Below are 15123 nucleotides of genomic sequence, written 5' to 3'. Positions count from 1 at the left end.
CAGGCTCTCAGCGCGAACGCCAGACGGCGCCAGCGTCGTTAGGCTGCGTCAGCCGCTCGATCACTTCGCGCGTCAGACTGGCCGAACTCACCTGTTCGGCTTTCGCGCGGGCGGCGGTCAATGAACTGGAAAACGCACTTTGCGGCTGCTCCAGGCTGGCGCGCAGGGCCGCCAGTTCGCGCTCCTGCTGCTGCGCGCGGGCCGTATCGCGTTCCAGCAACTGCTGTTTGGCGGCCGCCATCGCGCGCGTCGTCTCGGCCGCCTTGCGCTGCAGGGCGGCGTGGGCCTGGGCGCTGGCCAGCAAGGCTTGCTGCGCGTCGAGTTTCTCGCTGGCGGCCTGCTGTGCAGCCAATTCCAGCTGCTCGCGCTGGCGCACGGCTTCCAGCGCCTGCTGTTCCATGGCGGCGCGCGCTTCGGCTGCCGCCGTCGCCTGTTTTTCCGCTTCCAGGCGGCCGGCGATCGCTTGCGAGGCACGCTCTTCGGCGCTGCTGGTCTGGCGCTGCTGCACCAGTTTTTGCGCGATCAGCGCCAGCGACTCGCGTTCGGCCGCGACGAAATCGCGCTCGGACGCCAGCAGCGCTTCGGCAGCTTGCGCCTTGTCTTCCTCCACGCGGGCGCGCTCGCTATGCACTTGTCCCAGTTCCACGGCCAGGCGCGCCTGCGCCTGCACGGCTTGCGCGGCAGCGGTCTTTTTTTCGCCCTCGACCAGCGCCTGGTCCATCAGGATACGGATGGCGTCCGCTTCCTTTTGCGCCGCCTCCCGCAAGGCCTGTTCGGCCGCCTGCTGGCCGCGCAGCAGTTCCGCTTGTGCGCCTTCGGCGACGATGCGCTCCTGCGCCGCGTGGCACGCCAGCGCTTCCGCTTCCAGTTTTTCTTTCAAGGCGGCGATGGCGGCCTGTTCGGCAGCCAGGCGCTCCTGCTCCGCCTGCAGCAGCTGCTCTGCCTGGCGGGCTTTTTCCTGCGCCAGTTGCGCTGCCTGTTCCTGCGCAGCCAGTGTCGCCTTGCCGGCATCTACCTCGGCCTGCTCGGCGTCGTTCTGGCTGGCGGCCAGTTCTGCCGCCTGGCGCGCCAGTTCGGCGCGTTCCTGCGCCAGGCTGGCGGCGCGCTGCTGCTCTTCCAGTTCGCGGGCGGCCGCCACGGCGGCAGCCTGCTCGGCCGCTTCGCGGGCCTTGGTTTCTTCGAGGGCCGCCGTTTCCGCTTCCAGCTTGGCGTGGCCGGCGATTTCCGCATCCTGTTCGGCGGTCACGCGGGCCAGGGCCACGGCGCGCAGCTGGCGGTCCACCTCGATGCGCGCCTCGGTGGCGGCCAGGATGCGCACGTCGGCATCGCGGCGCGCCTGCGCGCTGGCCACGGCGACCATTTCCAGGCGCTCGCGGTGGATGGCCGCGTCGCGCAATTCCTTTTCCGTCTGCAGGCGCAAACGCAGCGACTGCGCCGCATGGCGTTCCGATTCCGCCTGCGCCAGCGCGATGGCTTCGCGTTCCTGCTCCAGGTGCGCCAGCGCGCGCGCTTCTTCCAGGGCGCGCACTTCGGCGGCGGCCCGGTTGAAGGCCGATTCCAGCGCGATCTGGTCGGCGCGCTCGCGCTGCACCGTCAAGTCGAGCGCTTCGCTTTCCGCTTCGGCCAGCATCTGCGCCGTCTGGCGCGCACCGTGCGCATGGCGCTCGCGTTCACGGGCCAGCACGGCGACACGGGCGTCCGCCGAAGCGATGCCCACCATTTCTTCCTTGGCCGCCTGCACGGCGGCGACGCGCTCGACGGCCTGCAGGCGCGCCTGCTCCGTCTGCACCTGCAATTCCTCGGCGGCGCGGGCTGCCTGCTCGGCCAGTTCCGACTGCACGGCCACCTGTTCGCTGGCACGCAAGCGGCTTTCCTGCTCGGCGCGGGCGCGCTGTTCCGCGGCCAGGCGGATTTCATTGTCGGACTCCACGCGGGCGCGCAGTTCGGCCGTCTCCTGCTTGACGGCTTCCAGGCGGGCCACGCTGGCTTGCGCGGCAGCGCGCATGGTTTCCAGGCGTTCGCGGTTGGCGGCGATCGCTTCTTCGGCCGCCTGCGCATTTTGCTGCGCGGCGGCGGCGGCGGCCGCGTCGATGGCGGCGCGGTCCTCGGCCAGTGAGCGCACGCGCGCCTCGGCCAGGGCCCGGCTTTCGGCGGCGCAGGTGGCCTTCGCTTCCGCTTCCACGCGGGCGATCGCCTCGTGGATGGCCTTCAGTTCCATTTTCTGGCGTTCAGCGGCAGGCGCCTTGCTGTCGGTTTCCGCTGCCGGCTCGGCTTGCGGCTCGGACATAGGAGTGGCAGGAGCGGCTGGAACCGGCGCTGGCGCTTCCGCCTTGCGCTCCAGGTCCTTGAAATCATGCAGCGAAACGATGCTGTCCTGGTCGAACTCGTCGTCGGCGGAATACGCGACGGTGAGGGAGGCGGCCTGGCGCTGATTTTGCTGTGCTTGCATGATTTCTCGCTTATTCGGGTGAATTCCGTTGCTTATGGGAATTTATTACCACCATTATCGAACAGGCATGCACAAATCAGCGCGGCAAGAAGAGCCTGTTTTACCGCCCTTTTCATCATTTCACCAATCAAACCTACTGCGCGTCGCGCTTTGCGTCCGGCGATACTCACTGGGCGTCAGCCCAGTTGCGCTTCTCGGACGCAAATCACTGCCGCTCGCTACGGTTTTATTGGCAAAATATGCATTCAGATGGGCCACAACGGCGCTTCATCCATTAGCGCCACCTGCTCCCTGAGTTCAAGGATGCGGTCCTGCCAATAGCGCTGCGTGTTGAACCACGGGAAGGCGACGGGGAAGGCGGGATCGTCCCAGCGGCGCGCCAGCCAGGCCGAATAATGGATCAGGCGTAGGGTGCGCAGCGCTTCGACCAGGTACAGCTGGCGCGGGTCGAAATCGCAGAAATCTTCGTAGCCGGCCAGGATGTCGCTCATCTGGCGCACCTGGTCGCCGCGTTCGCCCGACAGCATCATCCACAGGTCCTGGATGGCCGGACCCATGCGGCTATCGTCGAAATCGACGAAATGGGGGCCGGCGTCCGTCCACAGCACGTTGCCGCCATGGCAATCGCCATGCGTGCGCAGCACGGCCACGTCGCCCGCGCGGTCATAGCAGCGCTTGACGCCGTCGAGCGCCTGCTGCGCCACGCTGGAATACGCGGCCAGCAGCTCGGGCGGCAGGAAGTTACCCTCCAGCAAGAACTCGCGCGGTTCGACGCCAAACGTCTGGTGATCGAGCGCCGGGCGTTCCTTGTACGTGGACAGCGCGCCGACGGCGTGGATGCGGCCAATGAAGCGCCCTATCCATTCCAGGGTCGCCGGGTCGTCCAGCTCGGGCGCGCGGCCGCCGTGGCGGGGAAAGACGGCAAAGCGGAAGCCCTGGTACTGGTGCAGGGTGCTGCCGTTGATCGCCAGCGCCGGCACCACCTGGATTTCGCGCTCGACCAGCTCGGATACGAACGCGTGTTCTTCCAGGATGGCCGCATCGCTCCAGCGCGCTGGGCGGTAAAACTTGGCCACCAGGGGCGCGCTGTCTTCGATGCCCACCTGGTAGACGCGGTTTTCATAGCTGTTCAGCGCCAGCAGGCGGCCATCGCCGCGCAAGCCCACGCTGTCGAGGGCGTCGAGCACGCAATCGGGGCTCAGGGCGGAAAAGGGATGGACGGGCCGGTCGTCCTCGTGCGGCTGGTTTTCATTGTGCATGAGCGACATTGTAAGGCGCGCGCGGGCCGCCGGTGCAAACACTTCGGTGATGAAGCGCCGCAAGGCGTATACTGACGCCTTACATTTCATCAAAGAGCAAGCCATGTCACTCGAACAGCCATTATCAGAAAAAGAATTTGACGAATTAGACCAATTCCTGTTGTCGGACCGGTGCTCCGAAGACGCCATGACCATGGATATGCTGCACGGCTATCTGACGGCCGTCGCCATCGGTCCGGAACCGATCATGCCGGCCGAGTGGTTGCCGCGCGTGTGGGGCGAAGATGCCGAGGATGCGCCGAAATTCAAGAACAGCAAGGAAGAAGAGCGCATCGTCAACCTGATCATGCGCTTCATGAACGAAGTGCTGGTGACGTTTGAAGTGGCACCCAAGGAATTCGAAGCCCTGTTCGTCGAACACGACTACGAAGGCCAGACCCTGATCGACGCCGAAGCGTGGTGCTGGGGCTTCTGGGACGGCATGGAACTGCGTCCAGGCTCGTGGAACGAAATCTGGGATTCCGAAGTGGCCGCGCTGATGCAGCCGATCTACCTGCTGGGCGCCGACGAAATCAAGGAAGAAGAGCTGAAACTGGTGGAAGACCCGGTCAAGGCGCACAAGCTGGCGCAGGAACTGGAAGCGAACCTGCCGGCCATCCACCGTTTCTGGGTGCCGCGCCGCAAAGCACCGGTGCAAACCCTGAAGCGCGAAGAGCCGAAAGTGGGCCGCAACGACGACTGCCCTTGCGGCAGCGGCAAGAAGTACAAGAAATGCTGCGGCGCCGAGCCGGCAGCCGAGTAATACCGCAATAGCATCCCCTCTGCGCCGGCGTCCTGCCGGCGCAGCGCTGGCGCTGGCCCCCGGGCTATAATCGCCGCATGAAACTCCCCGACCTGAATCTGCTCGTCGCCCTCGACATCCTGCTCGAGGAAGGCAGCGCCGTGGCCGCCGCGCGGCGCATGAATCTGAGCGCGCCGGCCATGAGCCGCACCCTGGCGCGCATCCGCGACGCCATCGGCGACCCCGTCTTCGTGCGCTCCGGGCGCGGCCTGGCGCCCACCCCGCGCGCGCTGGAATTGCGCGAGCAGGTGCGCGGCGTGGTGGAGCAGGCGCACGCCGTCTTCACGTCCGGCCGTGAAATCGACCTGCGCACCCTGGAACGCACCTTCAGCCTGTGCGCCAACGACGTGTTCGTCGGCGCCTACGGCGGCAAGCTGCGCGACCTGCTGGCCAGCCATGCGCCGAACACGGTGCTGCGCTTCGTGCCCGAAGGCGATGGCGCCACGGAAAACGACGCCCTGCACGCGGGCCGCATCGACCTGTACATCAGCGCGCGACGCGCCTTTGCGCCCGACATCAAGCTGCAGCAGCTGTTTAGCAGCGGCTTTGTCGGCATCGCCCGCAGCGACCATCCGATCTTCGACGGCCCCATGAACCTGGACAGCTTCACCGAGTACGAACATATCAGCGTGTCGCGGCGCGGCCTGGCGCGCGGCCCGTTCGACACGGCCCTGGCCGAGCGGGGCTACATGCGCCGCGTTTCGCTGATCACGCCCAATTTTCAGTCCGCCATCTTCGCCGTGGCCGATTCGCGCCTGCTGCTGCCGCTGATGCCCACGCCCCTGCTGCCCATCGTCGAGCGCCTGGGATTGAAGCTGCGCACCTTCGCGCTGCCCATTCCCGTCGACAACGTCGACGTGTTCCAGGCCTGGCATCCGCGCCTCGACCACGACCACGCACACCGCTGGCTGCGCGCGACGATCAAGTCGCTGTGCGGCAGCGCGCCGGGCGCGTAGGCGCTGAACCCAATATCATTGCGCCAGACGCAATCGAGACTTCATCAATTATCAATTTTCACAAGATTAACGGCTACCTATACTGCGTGGACTGATTCTCATCCACGGAGTTCCCTGTGTCCGCTGTATTACTTCCTGGCGCCATCCCGACGATGGCGCCGCCTCCCCCTTCACCGCCGGCGCCACCCGTCTTTGGTCCGCGCCTGGCCACCGGCCTGGCCGGCGTGCTGCTGGCCGTGCTGGTATCGGGCCTGAATGAAAACATCACCAAGGTCGCGCTGGCCGACATCCGCGGCGCCATGGGCATCGCGCGCGACGACGCCAGCTGGCTCGTGGCCCTGTATGCGGCCGCCTCGGTGTCGGCCATGGCGTTCGCGCCGTGGTGCTCCGTCACCTTCTCGCTGCGCCGCCTGACGGCCGCCGCCATCGTCGTCTGCATGGCCGCCGGCGTGCTTTGCCCGTTCGCGCCGAACCTGTCCGTGCTGATGTTCCTGCGCGTGGTGCAGGGCGCGGCCGGCGGCGCCTTGCCGCCCATGCTGATGACGGTGGCGCTGCGCTTCCTGCCGCCGAACATCAAGCTGTATGGCCTGGGCGGCTACGCGCTGAGCGCCACCTTCGGTCCCAGCCTGGGCACGCCGCTGGCCGCCTTCTGGACCGAGTACCTGGGCTGGCAATGGGCGTTCTGGCAAGTCGTCCCGGGCAGCATCGTCGCGCTGCTGATGGTGTCGTGGGGCTTGCCGCAAGACCCGCTGCGCCTCGAGCGTTTCCGTCAATTCGACTGGCGCGGCCTGCTGCTGGGTCTGCCCGCCATCAGCATGCTGGTGGTGGGCTTGCTGCAGGGCGAACGCCTGGCGTGGTTCGCCTCGCCCCTGATCTGCGTGCTGCTGGGTGGCGGTCTATTGCTGCTGGTGCTGTTCTTTGTCAATGAATGGTCGCATCCGCTGCCGTTCTTCAAGCTGCAGCTGCTGTCGCGGCGTAACCTCAGCCACGCCCTGCTGACCCTGGGCGGCGTGCTGTTCGTGCTGCTGGCCATGATCCTGATCCCTTCGTCCTACCTGGCGCAGGTGCACGCCTACCGCCCGCTGCAAACGGCGCCCGTGATGCTGATGGTGGCGCTGCCGCAGCTGGTCGCCCTGCCGCTGGTGGCCGCCCTGTGCAATATCCGCGCCGTCGACTGCCGCTGGGTGCTGGCCATCGGCCTGGCCCTGCTGGCCCTGTCCTGCGTGCTGGGTGCGCGCATGTCGCCGGACTGGATACGCACGCACTTCTACCTGCTGCAGGCGGTGCAGATCTTCGCGCAACCGATGGCCGTGATTCCCTTGCTGCTGCTGGCCACCACGGGCCTGGCGCCGCAGGATGGCCCCTTCGCCTCGGCCTGGTTCAACACCATCAAGGGCATGTCGGCCGTCGTCGCCACCGGCGTGCTCGACGCGCTGATCACGCGCCGCAACCATTTTCATTCGACGGTGCTCAGCGAGCGCCTGGGCAACCTGCCTGGCGTCGTGGACGTGCCGGGCCTGAGTGCGCGCATGCATGCGCAAGTCGTCACCCTGACCTCGTCCGATCTGTACCTGTGCGTGGCGGCCATCGCGCTGGCCATGATTGTGATCATTCCCATCCTGCCGACGCGCGTCTATCCGCCGCGCGCAGCCTGACTTTTATTTCAAGAAAGAGCATCCCCATGCAAACAACCATACTGCGCTCACGCGCATTTCTTCTCGGCCTGGCCCTGCTGGCCTGCGCCCTCGCCTTTTGCGCCTGGCAACTACTGTTCGCCCGCGGCGACGAACAAGGCACCGACGACGCCTTCGTCAGCGCCGACTACACCGTGCTCTCCCCCAAGGTGGGCGGCATCGTGCGGGAAGTGCTGGTGGAAGACAACCAGACTGTCAAGGCGGGTCAGCTGCTGGCGCGCATCGACGACCGCGACTATCAGGCCGCCGCCGCCTCGGCCCGCGCCGAGGTAGCCGGCGCCGAAGCGCAGCTGGCCAATGCCCGCGCCACCTTGCAGCGCCAGCAATCGGTGATCGAGCAAGCCACGACCCTGGTCGACGCCAACCAGGCGGAAGACAAGCTGGCGCAGCAGGAACTGGCCCGCTCAACGCACCTGGCAGGCCAGGGCGCGGGCAGCGTGCAGAACGCGCAGCAGGCGCAATCGCGCTTCGACGTGAGCCGGGCGCGCCTGGCGCAAAACCGCGCCGCCCTCGTCGCCACCCGCAAGCAGACGGACATTTTACAGGCGCAGCAAGGCGCGGCCGAAGCGGCCCTGCTGCGCGCCCGCGCCAGCCTGCAGCGGGCCGAACTTGATTTGTCGCATACGCAGCTGCGCGCCCCCATCGACGGCATCGTGGGACGCCGCGCCGTGCGCGTCGGCGCCCTGGTGGCGCCCGGCGCCAGCCTGATGGCCGTGGTGCCCCTGAACCGCAGCTTCGTCATCGCCAACCTGCAGGAAACCCAGCTCACGCACGTGCGCCAGGGCCAGCGCGCCAGCATCGCCGTCGACGCCTATCCGGGCATGCTCCTGCGCGGCACGGTGCACAGCATCGCGCCCGCCACGGGCGCGACCTTTGCCGCCATCGCGCCGGAAAACGCCACCGGCAACTTCACCAAGGTGGTGCAGCGCATCCCCGTCAGGATCGCGCTCGATCCGGGCCAGGATGACGGCAGCCGCCTGCGCGTGGGCATGTCGGCCGAAGTGCGCATTAGTACAGCTGCGGCCATGCGCCGTCAACTGCTGCAACAGGTGAGCGCGCGATGAAAGCACTGATCATTTTCACGGCCCTGGGCCTGGCCGGCTGCGCCAGCGTCGGCAGCGACTTCCAGCCTCCGCACCACGAGCTGGGGCAGCAATGGCGCCAGGCGCAGGATGCCCGTTTCGCCGCCCAGCAGGACGCCGCCATCGAGCAACGCTGGTGGGACGGCTTCGGCGATGCCACCCTGTCTTCCCTGCTGCAGCGCGCCGCCGGCGCCAACCTCGACGTGCTGGCGGCCGGCAGCCGGCTGGAACAAAGCCGCGCCGCGCGCGGCGTGGCCGGTGCCGCGCAAGGCCCGTCCCTGGGCGCAAATGGCAGCTACGGCCGCGCGCGCAACAGCGAGCAGGGCTTGAGCGACCCGTCGCGCAACAACGGCCAGTCAGCCTACAACCTGTGGCAAGGCAACCTCGACGCCGCCTGGGAGCTGGACCTGTGGGGCCGCGTGCGCCGTGAAGTGGAAGCGGCTGACGCGCACGTCGACGTGGCGCTGGAAACGCAGCGCGGCGTGCTGCTGGCCGTACTGGCCGAGACGGCGCGCGACTACATCGAGCTGCGCGGCGCGCAGCAGACGCTGGCCATCACGCAGCAGCTGCTCGATATCGCCCGCCATACCCTGGACCTGACCCGCATCCGCCTGCGCGAAGGCGTGGCGACGCAACTCGACGAAGCCGAGGCGGCGGCCCACGTGGCCACCATCGAAGCACGCCTGCCGCCGCTGCAGCAGCGCGAAGCGCGCCTGGGCAACGCCCTCGCCCTCTTGCTGGCGCTGCCGCCGCAAGCCTTGCAGGCGGAACTGGCGGCGGGCAAGGACATTCCGGCCGTGGCCATGCAGGTGCAACTGGGCGTGCCGAGCGGCCTGGCCGAGCGGCGTCCCGACATCCGCCGTGCCGAAACGCAGCTGCACGCGGCCACGGCCGCCATCGGCGTAGCGCAAGGCGATTTTTATCCGCGCATCACGCTGTCGGGCAGCATCGGCCTGCAAGCGATGCAGCTGTCCGACATCGGCTGGGACGCCAAACGCTTTGCCTTCGGCCCCGGTTTCAGCGTGCCCCTGTTCGATGGCGGCCGCCTGCGCGGCAAACTGCAATTGCGCGAGGCGCAGCAGCAGGAAGCGGCCATCGCCTACCGCCAGACGGTGCTGGCCGCCTGGCACGAAGTGGAAGACGCGCTCTCTGGCTACCAGGCCAACGCCCGCCGCCAGGCCAGCCTCGATGAAGCCGTCAGGCAGGGACGGCGGGCGCTGGGCAGCGCGGAACTGCGGTACCGCCAGGGCGGCACGGACTTGATCAACGTGCTGCACGTGCAAAACACCTTATTGAACAACGAAGCGGCGCTGGTCGACAGCCGCGCCACCGCCTCGCTGTCGCTGGTCCAGGTCTACAAGGCGCTGGGCGGCGGCTGGCAAGCATTTTCAACCACCTCGCAAGGAAGCACGCCATGAAACCGAATCCCGCCCATTTCTCCATCCACGACGTCAGCGACTTTCCCATCGTGCGCTTTCGCCCTGAAACGGCCGTCGACGGCTATGCCCCGCTGTGGGAAAACGACATGGACGCCCTGCTGCGCCATGGCGAGCCGTTCGTCCTGCTGTTTGAAGCGGAACGCAGCGATGAAGCGCACATCGACCGCAAGCGGCGCGGCCTGTGGCTCAAGCATAACAAGGTTGCGCTGGCCGCCCTTTGCCGCGGCCTCGTATCGGTCGAGGCGGACGCGGAGCAGCGCGCGCGTCTGCAGGCGCTGGCGGCCGGCGCCATGAAAGCGTTCGGCATCGTGCAGGAGGTGACGGCCACGCGCGAACAGGCCGATGCCCTGATGGTCTGGCTGCTGGGCAGCGGCCAGATGGCGCGGCCGCGCGCGGCGGACGTCTGGTAAATGGATCGATCAGGCGGCCCTGCGCACCGCGCTTCTCGCAGGGATGACGCACACGTGGCCGTCGCTGCTGGTCGCCGTCGTCAGGGCGATGCCATATAGCGCGGCCAGCGCGGGCACGGCGCCGGCATCGCTGGCGATATCCGCCACCAGCTGGCCCGAACGCACCAGCAGCAAGCGCTCGAAGCCCAGCAAGGCGTGGTTGATGTCGTGCAGGATGGCGACGACGGCGTGGCCGCGCGCGGCGCAAAACTGCCGCAGGCTGTCGAGCAAATCGAATTGCAGGCCGGGATCGAGCGCCGCCAGCGGTTCGTCGACGAGTATCAAGCCATCCTGCACATCCCACATCTGCGCGAAGATGCGCGCCAGCTGCACCCTGGCCTGCTCGCCGCCGGACAGGGTGTCCAGGCGCCGCCCCAGCAAATGCGCGGCGTGCGCCAGGGCGGCTGCCTGCTGCACGATCCGTCCCAGCTGCGGGTCGGCCAGGCGCGCCACCCGCCCCAGGCCGATCACCAGTTCGCACGGCAAGCCGAAAGCCACGGTCGAACCTTGCGGCAGGACGGCGCGGCGCAGCGCCAGTTCCGCCAGCGGCCACTGCGCCAGCGGCCGGCCGGCGAAGACCACCTGGCCCGCCTGCGGCCGCAGTTCGCGCGCCATCAGTTTCAACAGGGTCGACTTGCCCGCGCCGCTGGGGCCGAGGATGGCGACGCGCTCGCCGGGTGCCACCTGCAGATTGAACGGGCCGAAATACTGCTGGCCCAGTTGCGTGGTGGCGAAGGCGAGTTCCAATAAAGGCGTCATGCTCATCCTTTCAGGCGGTGCCGTGGCGGAAGCGCCGCAACAGCATCAGGAAAAATGGCCCGCCCAGCAAGGCCGTGAAAATGCCGACGGGGACTTCCGCGGGAATGGCCACCGTGCGCGCCAGGGTGTCGGCCGACAGCAGCAGCAAGCCGCCCATCAGCATCGCCAGCGGCAATACCTTGCGCTGGTCGGCCCCCAGCCAGGTGCGCACCAGATGCGGCGCGATCAGGCCGATGAAGCCGATGCCGCCGCACCAGGCGACGGCAAACCCCGTCAGCACGGCCACCAGCACGATCACCTGCGTGCGCAGGCGGCCCACGTCGATACCCACGTGCAGCGCCTGCGCCTCGCCCAGCGCCAGCGCGTTCAGGGAACGCATCAGGAAACGCGTGGCCCACAGCGCGCCGGCCAGCACCACCAGCAGGGCAGCCACCTGGCGCCAGCTGCCGGCCGACAGCGAGCCTAACGTCCAGAAAGTCAGGGTGCGCAATTGATCGTCGCTGGCCAGGTAGATGCACAGGCCCATGACGGCCACCGTGATGGCGTTCAGCGCCACGCCCGTCAGCAGCAGGCCGACGATGGAACCGGGCGTGGCCCAGCGGGCGACCCGGTCGAGCAGCACGCAAATGAGCATGGCGCCCGCAAACGCGGCGGCCGGCAGCAGCCACACGCGCAGTTCGGGCGCCACGTGCAGGCTGGCGGCGAAGACGATGGTGGCCGCGCCCGCGCAGGCGGCGCCGCTGCTCACGCCCAGCAGTCCCGGGTCGGCCAGCGGATTGCGGAACAGCCCTTGCGTCAGGCCGCCGGCCAGCGCCAGCGCGGCGCCGATCAGGGCGGCGAACAGCGCGCGCGGCAAACGGATATGCCACAGCACGTACGCGCCGCCGGACAGCGCCGCGTCGCCCGCTTGAAACGGCGCCAGCCAGTCGGCCAGGGTCACGGGCACGGCGCCCGCCTGCACGGCGACGAGCAGGCCGCCAGCCAGTGCGGCGGCCAGCAGCCCGCCGGCGCCCCAGCGTGGCCAGCGCCAGGGCGCGGCGGAGACCAGGGAGGCCACGTTCATGCGGCCATGGCTTTGGCGAAAGCGGCGTCGAGTTCCGCCAGCGCCTGCGGCATGCGCGGGCCAAAGCCCAGCAGCAGCATGGCTTCCTGCGAGACGATGCGGTGCTTGCGCCCGGCCGGCGTCTGCGCCAGGCCTGGCAGGTTCAGGATGCCGTCCACGCCGCCCGAAGCTTTCAAGCCCTGGTCGGTGACGAGCACGATGTCGGGCCGCGCGGCGATCACGGCTTCAGGCGTGAGCGGTTTGTAGCCGGCGAATCCGCCCTGCCCGCCCATCACGTTGACGGCGCCCGCATACGCGAGCATGGCATCGGCGCCCGTCTCGCGCCCGCCCACCATTACCTGGTTCGGCGCATGGGCGAGGATGAACAGCACGCGTACGGGCGCATGCTGGCGCTGCTGCACCGTGGCCAGGGCGCCGCTCCACTGCTGCTGCAGGCTTTGCGCCAGGCGCGCGGCGGGCTCGGCGCGGCCCGTGATGCGGCCCACCTGCTTTACCCGTTCGAGCAAGCCTTCGAATCGGTTGTTCGCGCTCAGCACCGCCACCGGCACGCCCGCCTCGCGCACCTGGCGCAGCACCGCTTGCGGCCCCGCTTCCTCGGTGGCGATCAGCTGCGTGGGCGCCAGCGACAGCACGCCTTCGGCCGACAGGGTGCGCGCATAGCCGACCTGCGGCAGCTGCCGCGCCACGGCCGGATACAGCGAAGTGGTGTCGACGCCCACCAGTTCGCCCTGCGCTTCGAGCGCATACACGATTTCCGTCAGGGCACCGCCCACGCTGACGATGCGCCGCGCCTTGGCCAGCGGCTTGCCCGCGTCGGTCACTGCCGCCAGCACCTGCATCGGCGCGGCCAGGGCCAATGCTCCCGCCCCCATCTTTTTCAGCGCGATGCGGCGCGCCACGCTGGCGGCGATCATGCGGCGCATAATTCGCCCTCCTGCGCCACTCTGTCGACGATATGGCGCCATTCGCACAATTCATGCACGCCCGGCTTGCGTTCGCCGAAGAACATGACGATGGTGTCGCCCTTCGCATCGAACAGTTCCACCGACGTCACCAGGCCGTCGACGGTGGGCTTTTTCACCACCCAGGCGCTGGCGATATGGTCTTCGCGCAAATGCAGGTTGAAGCGCTGGTCGAGGACATTGATCCATGGCCCCATCACGGCGATCTTGTGCACGGGCCCCGAATGGATCTGGATCATGCCGGCATTGCCGACGAAGGCCATGATGGATACTTTTTCCAGCGCGGCATCGTTGAGCAGGTCGAGCACGCAGGATTTGTCGATCTGCTGCACGAAGCGCGCTTCGGCCAGGCGCAGGCCCTGCAGGCGCGAGACCGCATATTTTTTCAGCAAAGTGAAGAATTCGTGCGTGTCGCGCAAGTCGGCCCAGGCGGCGCGAAAACCGGCCACGTCGATTTGCGCGTCGGGCAATTCGGCCGGCGCCGGCAGCGGTGCCGTCACGGCGATGCCGGCCGTCTGGTCGGCATCGGCAAAGCGCGCCACCAGCGCGTCGTAGGCGGCAATATCGCTTTGCGGCTTGAGGAAAATCTTGTGCACGGCGTGGCCGGCCGCATCGAAAAACTGCAGGCTGCGCTGCACTTCCTTTTCACCCAGCTCGCGCACGGCAAAGCCATGCGCCCACTGGCGGTAAAACACGCGCAGGTCGATGTCGCCACCGAGCACCAGGCCCACATGGTTGTTGTGACTGGCTTTTCGGTAGACGCCCGTCTTTTCATGCACGCACGAGGCGTTGCGCGTCAGCGCCATGACTTCGCCCAGCGGCTCCAGCGCGGCGATGATGGCGGGCCAGTCGGCCTGCAGGCGCTCGGCGCCCAGCAAGGCGCCATCGGCCAGCGACAGGCCCGCATGCGCAGCGATCAGCTCGCCTTCGGCTATGCCCAGTTCCTCGGCGATGTCGCGGTGGCGGGCCTTCTTTTCGCGGCGCAGGCGGGCAAATTCGCTGGTGACCAGCTCGATATTGCAAATAGGGGGCATGCTCGACACGGTGTCTCCTTTCAAGGCGAACACTGGCTGGCATGGGCTGGCTGGTGGTGGGGGAATCTTGAAGTTAATTATAAATGAGAATCATTCGCAATCAAGTCTTATTTGTGCGCGCATAAAAAAAGCGCCGCGACAGGAAACCCGTCGCGGCGCCAAAGGAGACCGATCGAGACAACCGATCAGTTCGGGAAAAACAGGATCAGGCGCTGGCCTGCACGCCCGGCATGGCCGCTGCCTTGGGCGCGGGCCGCTGCGCCAGCAAGACCACGGCGGCCAGCACCATGGCGCCGCCCAGCAACTGCGTGCCGCTGACGGATTCCTTCAGCAAGGTCACGCCGAACGCCATCGTGATGACGGGTTCAAACGTCGAAATGATCGACGCCTTGGCCGCGCCGATCTGCGCCACGCCGGCAAAGAAGGCGGCGATCGCGATGGCCGTCGAGAACAGGGCGATGGCGCTGACGGCCAGCCAGCCCGTCGCCGTGCCCGGCAAGGACACGCCTTGCCACAAGGCAATCGCACTGTTCGACAGGCCCGCCGTGCCCAGAATCACGACGCAAGCGGCCAATGGGTGAATATTCTCGCGGCTTTTCGACAGGCTGTTGCCAAACAGGATGTACACGGCGTACACGCCGGCCGCCATCAAGGCCAGGGCGATGCCGATGGGCTGGCCCTGCAGCTTGCCGCCCAGGGTGATGGCCATGCCGGCAATGGCCAGCGCCATCAGCACCAGCATGCGCCGGTCCAGCTTTTCCCAGCCCAAGGCCAGCGCGAGGATGGTGACCAGAACGGGATACACGTACAGCAGCATGCCGCACAGGCCGCTGCTGGCATACATGAGGGCATTGAAATAGCCTTGCGACTGGGCCGTGTACATCAGGCCCATCAGCATGTAGCCGGCCAGCAGGCGGCCGCGCGGCAAGCGCCAGCCGCCCAGCCACACGAGCGGCAGCAACAGCATGGCGGCGATGACGAAACGCAAGGCCAGCATGGTCGACGGGTTGACCCCGGACGCATAGGCCGCCTTGGCAAACACTGCGGAACTGCCGAAACCGGCGGCCGACAGCAACACCAGCGCAACGGCGCGGCGATCAGACATGACTAAACCTCTTTGAGTACGCCAGGGTAAA

13 protein-coding genes are annotated in these 15123 nt (G+C 67.7%); 6 read left to right on the top strand and 7 right to left on the bottom strand.

Going from position 1 to position 15123, the window contains the following annotated elements:
• Nucleotides 1–7 precede the first annotated feature (7 nt).
• On the bottom strand, nt 8–2449 hold the full coding sequence (locus tag D9M09_RS05975; protein WP_121668804.1) for a hypothetical protein: 2442 nt from the start codon (nt 2447–2449) through the stop codon (nt 8–10).
• A gap of 245 nt (nt 2450–2694) precedes the next feature.
• Complete coding sequence (locus tag D9M09_RS05970) at nt 2695–3708, bottom strand: serine/threonine protein kinase (protein ID WP_121670981.1); 1014 nt, start codon at nt 3706–3708, stop codon at nt 2695–2697.
• 103 nt (nt 3709–3811) lie between these two features.
• Here D9M09_RS05970 and D9M09_RS05965 point away from each other — a divergent pair, with 103 nt between their 5' ends.
• The 6 genes from D9M09_RS05965 (at nt 3812) to D9M09_RS05940 (ending at nt 10130) form a co-directional block, all read left to right on the top strand.
• A complete protein-coding gene (locus tag D9M09_RS05965) occupies nt 3812–4510 on the top strand; it encodes a UPF0149 family protein (RefSeq protein ID WP_070220116.1) in 699 nt (232 codons plus the stop codon).
• Between the two features lie 77 nt (nt 4511–4587).
• A complete protein-coding gene (locus D9M09_RS05960) occupies nt 4588–5505 on the top strand; it encodes a LysR family transcriptional regulator (RefSeq protein ID WP_070290648.1) in 918 nt (305 codons plus the stop codon).
• Nucleotides 5506–5621: 116 nt separating this feature from the next.
• Nucleotides 5622–7160, top strand: coding sequence for an MFS transporter (locus D9M09_RS05955; RefSeq protein ID WP_240453566.1), 1539 nt, complete (start codon nt 5622–5624; stop codon nt 7158–7160).
• Between the two features lie 26 nt (nt 7161–7186).
• On the top strand, nt 7187–8263 hold the full coding sequence (locus D9M09_RS05950) for an HlyD family secretion protein (RefSeq protein WP_121668802.1): 1077 nt from the start codon (nt 7187–7189) through the stop codon (nt 8261–8263).
• Nucleotides 8260–9699 (top strand): efflux transporter outer membrane subunit, encoded by a 1440-nt coding sequence (locus D9M09_RS05945; RefSeq protein ID WP_121668801.1) that lies wholly within the window; start codon nt 8260–8262, stop codon nt 9697–9699. Before D9M09_RS05950 ends, D9M09_RS05945 begins: the two co-directional genes overlap by 4 nt.
• Nucleotides 9696–10130: a hypothetical protein gene (locus D9M09_RS05940; RefSeq protein ID WP_070310859.1), complete on the top strand. Its 435-nt coding sequence runs from the start codon at nt 9696–9698 to the stop codon at nt 10128–10130. Before D9M09_RS05945 ends, D9M09_RS05940 begins: the two co-directional genes overlap by 4 nt.
• A gap of 9 nt (nt 10131–10139) precedes the next feature.
• Here the strand turns inward: D9M09_RS05940 and D9M09_RS05935 are convergent, their stop codons facing one another.
• From D9M09_RS05935 to D9M09_RS05915, 5 genes are all read right to left on the bottom strand, one after another.
• Entirely contained in the window at nt 10140–10928 is a 789-nt protein-coding gene (locus D9M09_RS05935) for an ATP-binding cassette domain-containing protein (protein WP_083293497.1), read from the bottom strand.
• 10 nt (nt 10929–10938) lie between these two features.
• On the bottom strand, nt 10939–11991 hold the full coding sequence (locus D9M09_RS05930) for a FecCD family ABC transporter permease (protein WP_070310861.1): 1053 nt from the start codon (nt 11989–11991) through the stop codon (nt 10939–10941).
• A complete protein-coding gene (locus D9M09_RS05925; protein WP_070310862.1) occupies nt 11988–12914 on the bottom strand; it encodes a heme/hemin ABC transporter substrate-binding protein in 927 nt (308 codons plus the stop codon). Before D9M09_RS05925 ends, D9M09_RS05930 begins: the two co-directional genes overlap by 4 nt.
• Nucleotides 12902–13987 (bottom strand): hemin-degrading factor, encoded by a 1086-nt coding sequence (locus D9M09_RS05920; RefSeq protein ID WP_070310863.1) that lies wholly within the window; start codon nt 13985–13987, stop codon nt 12902–12904. Before D9M09_RS05920 ends, D9M09_RS05925 begins: the two co-directional genes overlap by 13 nt.
• A 205-nt stretch (nt 13988–14192) precedes the next feature.
• Nucleotides 14193–15092 (bottom strand): DMT family transporter, encoded by a 900-nt coding sequence (locus D9M09_RS05915; protein WP_070290640.1) that lies wholly within the window; start codon nt 15090–15092, stop codon nt 14193–14195.
• Nucleotides 15093–15123 lie beyond the last annotated feature (31 nt).

This window comes from Janthinobacterium agaricidamnosum (assembly GCF_003667705.1).
In the GTDB taxonomy this organism is placed as follows: domain Bacteria; phylum Pseudomonadota; class Gammaproteobacteria; order Burkholderiales; family Burkholderiaceae_D; genus Janthinobacterium.
The sequence above is the reverse complement of the archived record's forward strand: the minus strand, read 5'-3'. Positions and strand labels throughout refer to the sequence as shown.

What these genes read in the sequence shown, in the direction of transcription:
- D9M09_RS05975 (WP_121668804.1), bottom strand. Translation starts at nt 2,449, where the DNA reads ATGCAAGCACAGCAAAATCAGCGCCAGGCCGCCTCCCTCACCGTCGCG.
- D9M09_RS05970 (WP_121670981.1), bottom strand. Translation starts at nt 3,708, where the DNA reads ATGCACAATGAAAACCAGCCGCACGAGGACGACCGGCCCGTCCATCCC.
- D9M09_RS05965 (WP_070220116.1), top strand. Translation starts at nt 3,812, where the DNA reads ATGTCACTCGAACAGCCATTATCAGAAAAAGAATTTGACGAATTAGAC.
- D9M09_RS05960 (WP_070290648.1), top strand. Translation starts at nt 4,588, where the DNA reads ATGAAACTCCCCGACCTGAATCTGCTCGTCGCCCTCGACATCCTGCTC.
- D9M09_RS05950 (WP_121668802.1), top strand. Translation starts at nt 7,187, where the DNA reads ATGCAAACAACCATACTGCGCTCACGCGCATTTCTTCTCGGCCTGGCC.
- D9M09_RS05945 (WP_121668801.1), top strand. Translation starts at nt 8,260, where the DNA reads ATGAAAGCACTGATCATTTTCACGGCCCTGGGCCTGGCCGGCTGCGCC.
- D9M09_RS05940 (WP_070310859.1), top strand. Translation starts at nt 9,696, where the DNA reads ATGAAACCGAATCCCGCCCATTTCTCCATCCACGACGTCAGCGACTTT.
- D9M09_RS05935 (WP_083293497.1), bottom strand. Translation starts at nt 10,928, where the DNA reads ATGACGCCTTTATTGGAACTCGCCTTCGCCACCACGCAACTGGGCCAG.
- D9M09_RS05930 (WP_070310861.1), bottom strand. Translation starts at nt 11,991, where the DNA reads ATGAACGTGGCCTCCCTGGTCTCCGCCGCGCCCTGGCGCTGGCCACGC.
- D9M09_RS05925 (WP_070310862.1), bottom strand. Translation starts at nt 12,914, where the DNA reads ATGCGCCGCATGATCGCCGCCAGCGTGGCGCGCCGCATCGCGCTGAAA.
- D9M09_RS05920 (WP_070310863.1), bottom strand. Translation starts at nt 13,987, where the DNA reads ATGCCCCCTATTTGCAATATCGAGCTGGTCACCAGCGAATTTGCCCGC.
- D9M09_RS05915 (WP_070290640.1), bottom strand. Translation starts at nt 15,092, where the DNA reads ATGTCTGATCGCCGCGCCGTTGCGCTGGTGTTGCTGTCGGCCGCCGGT.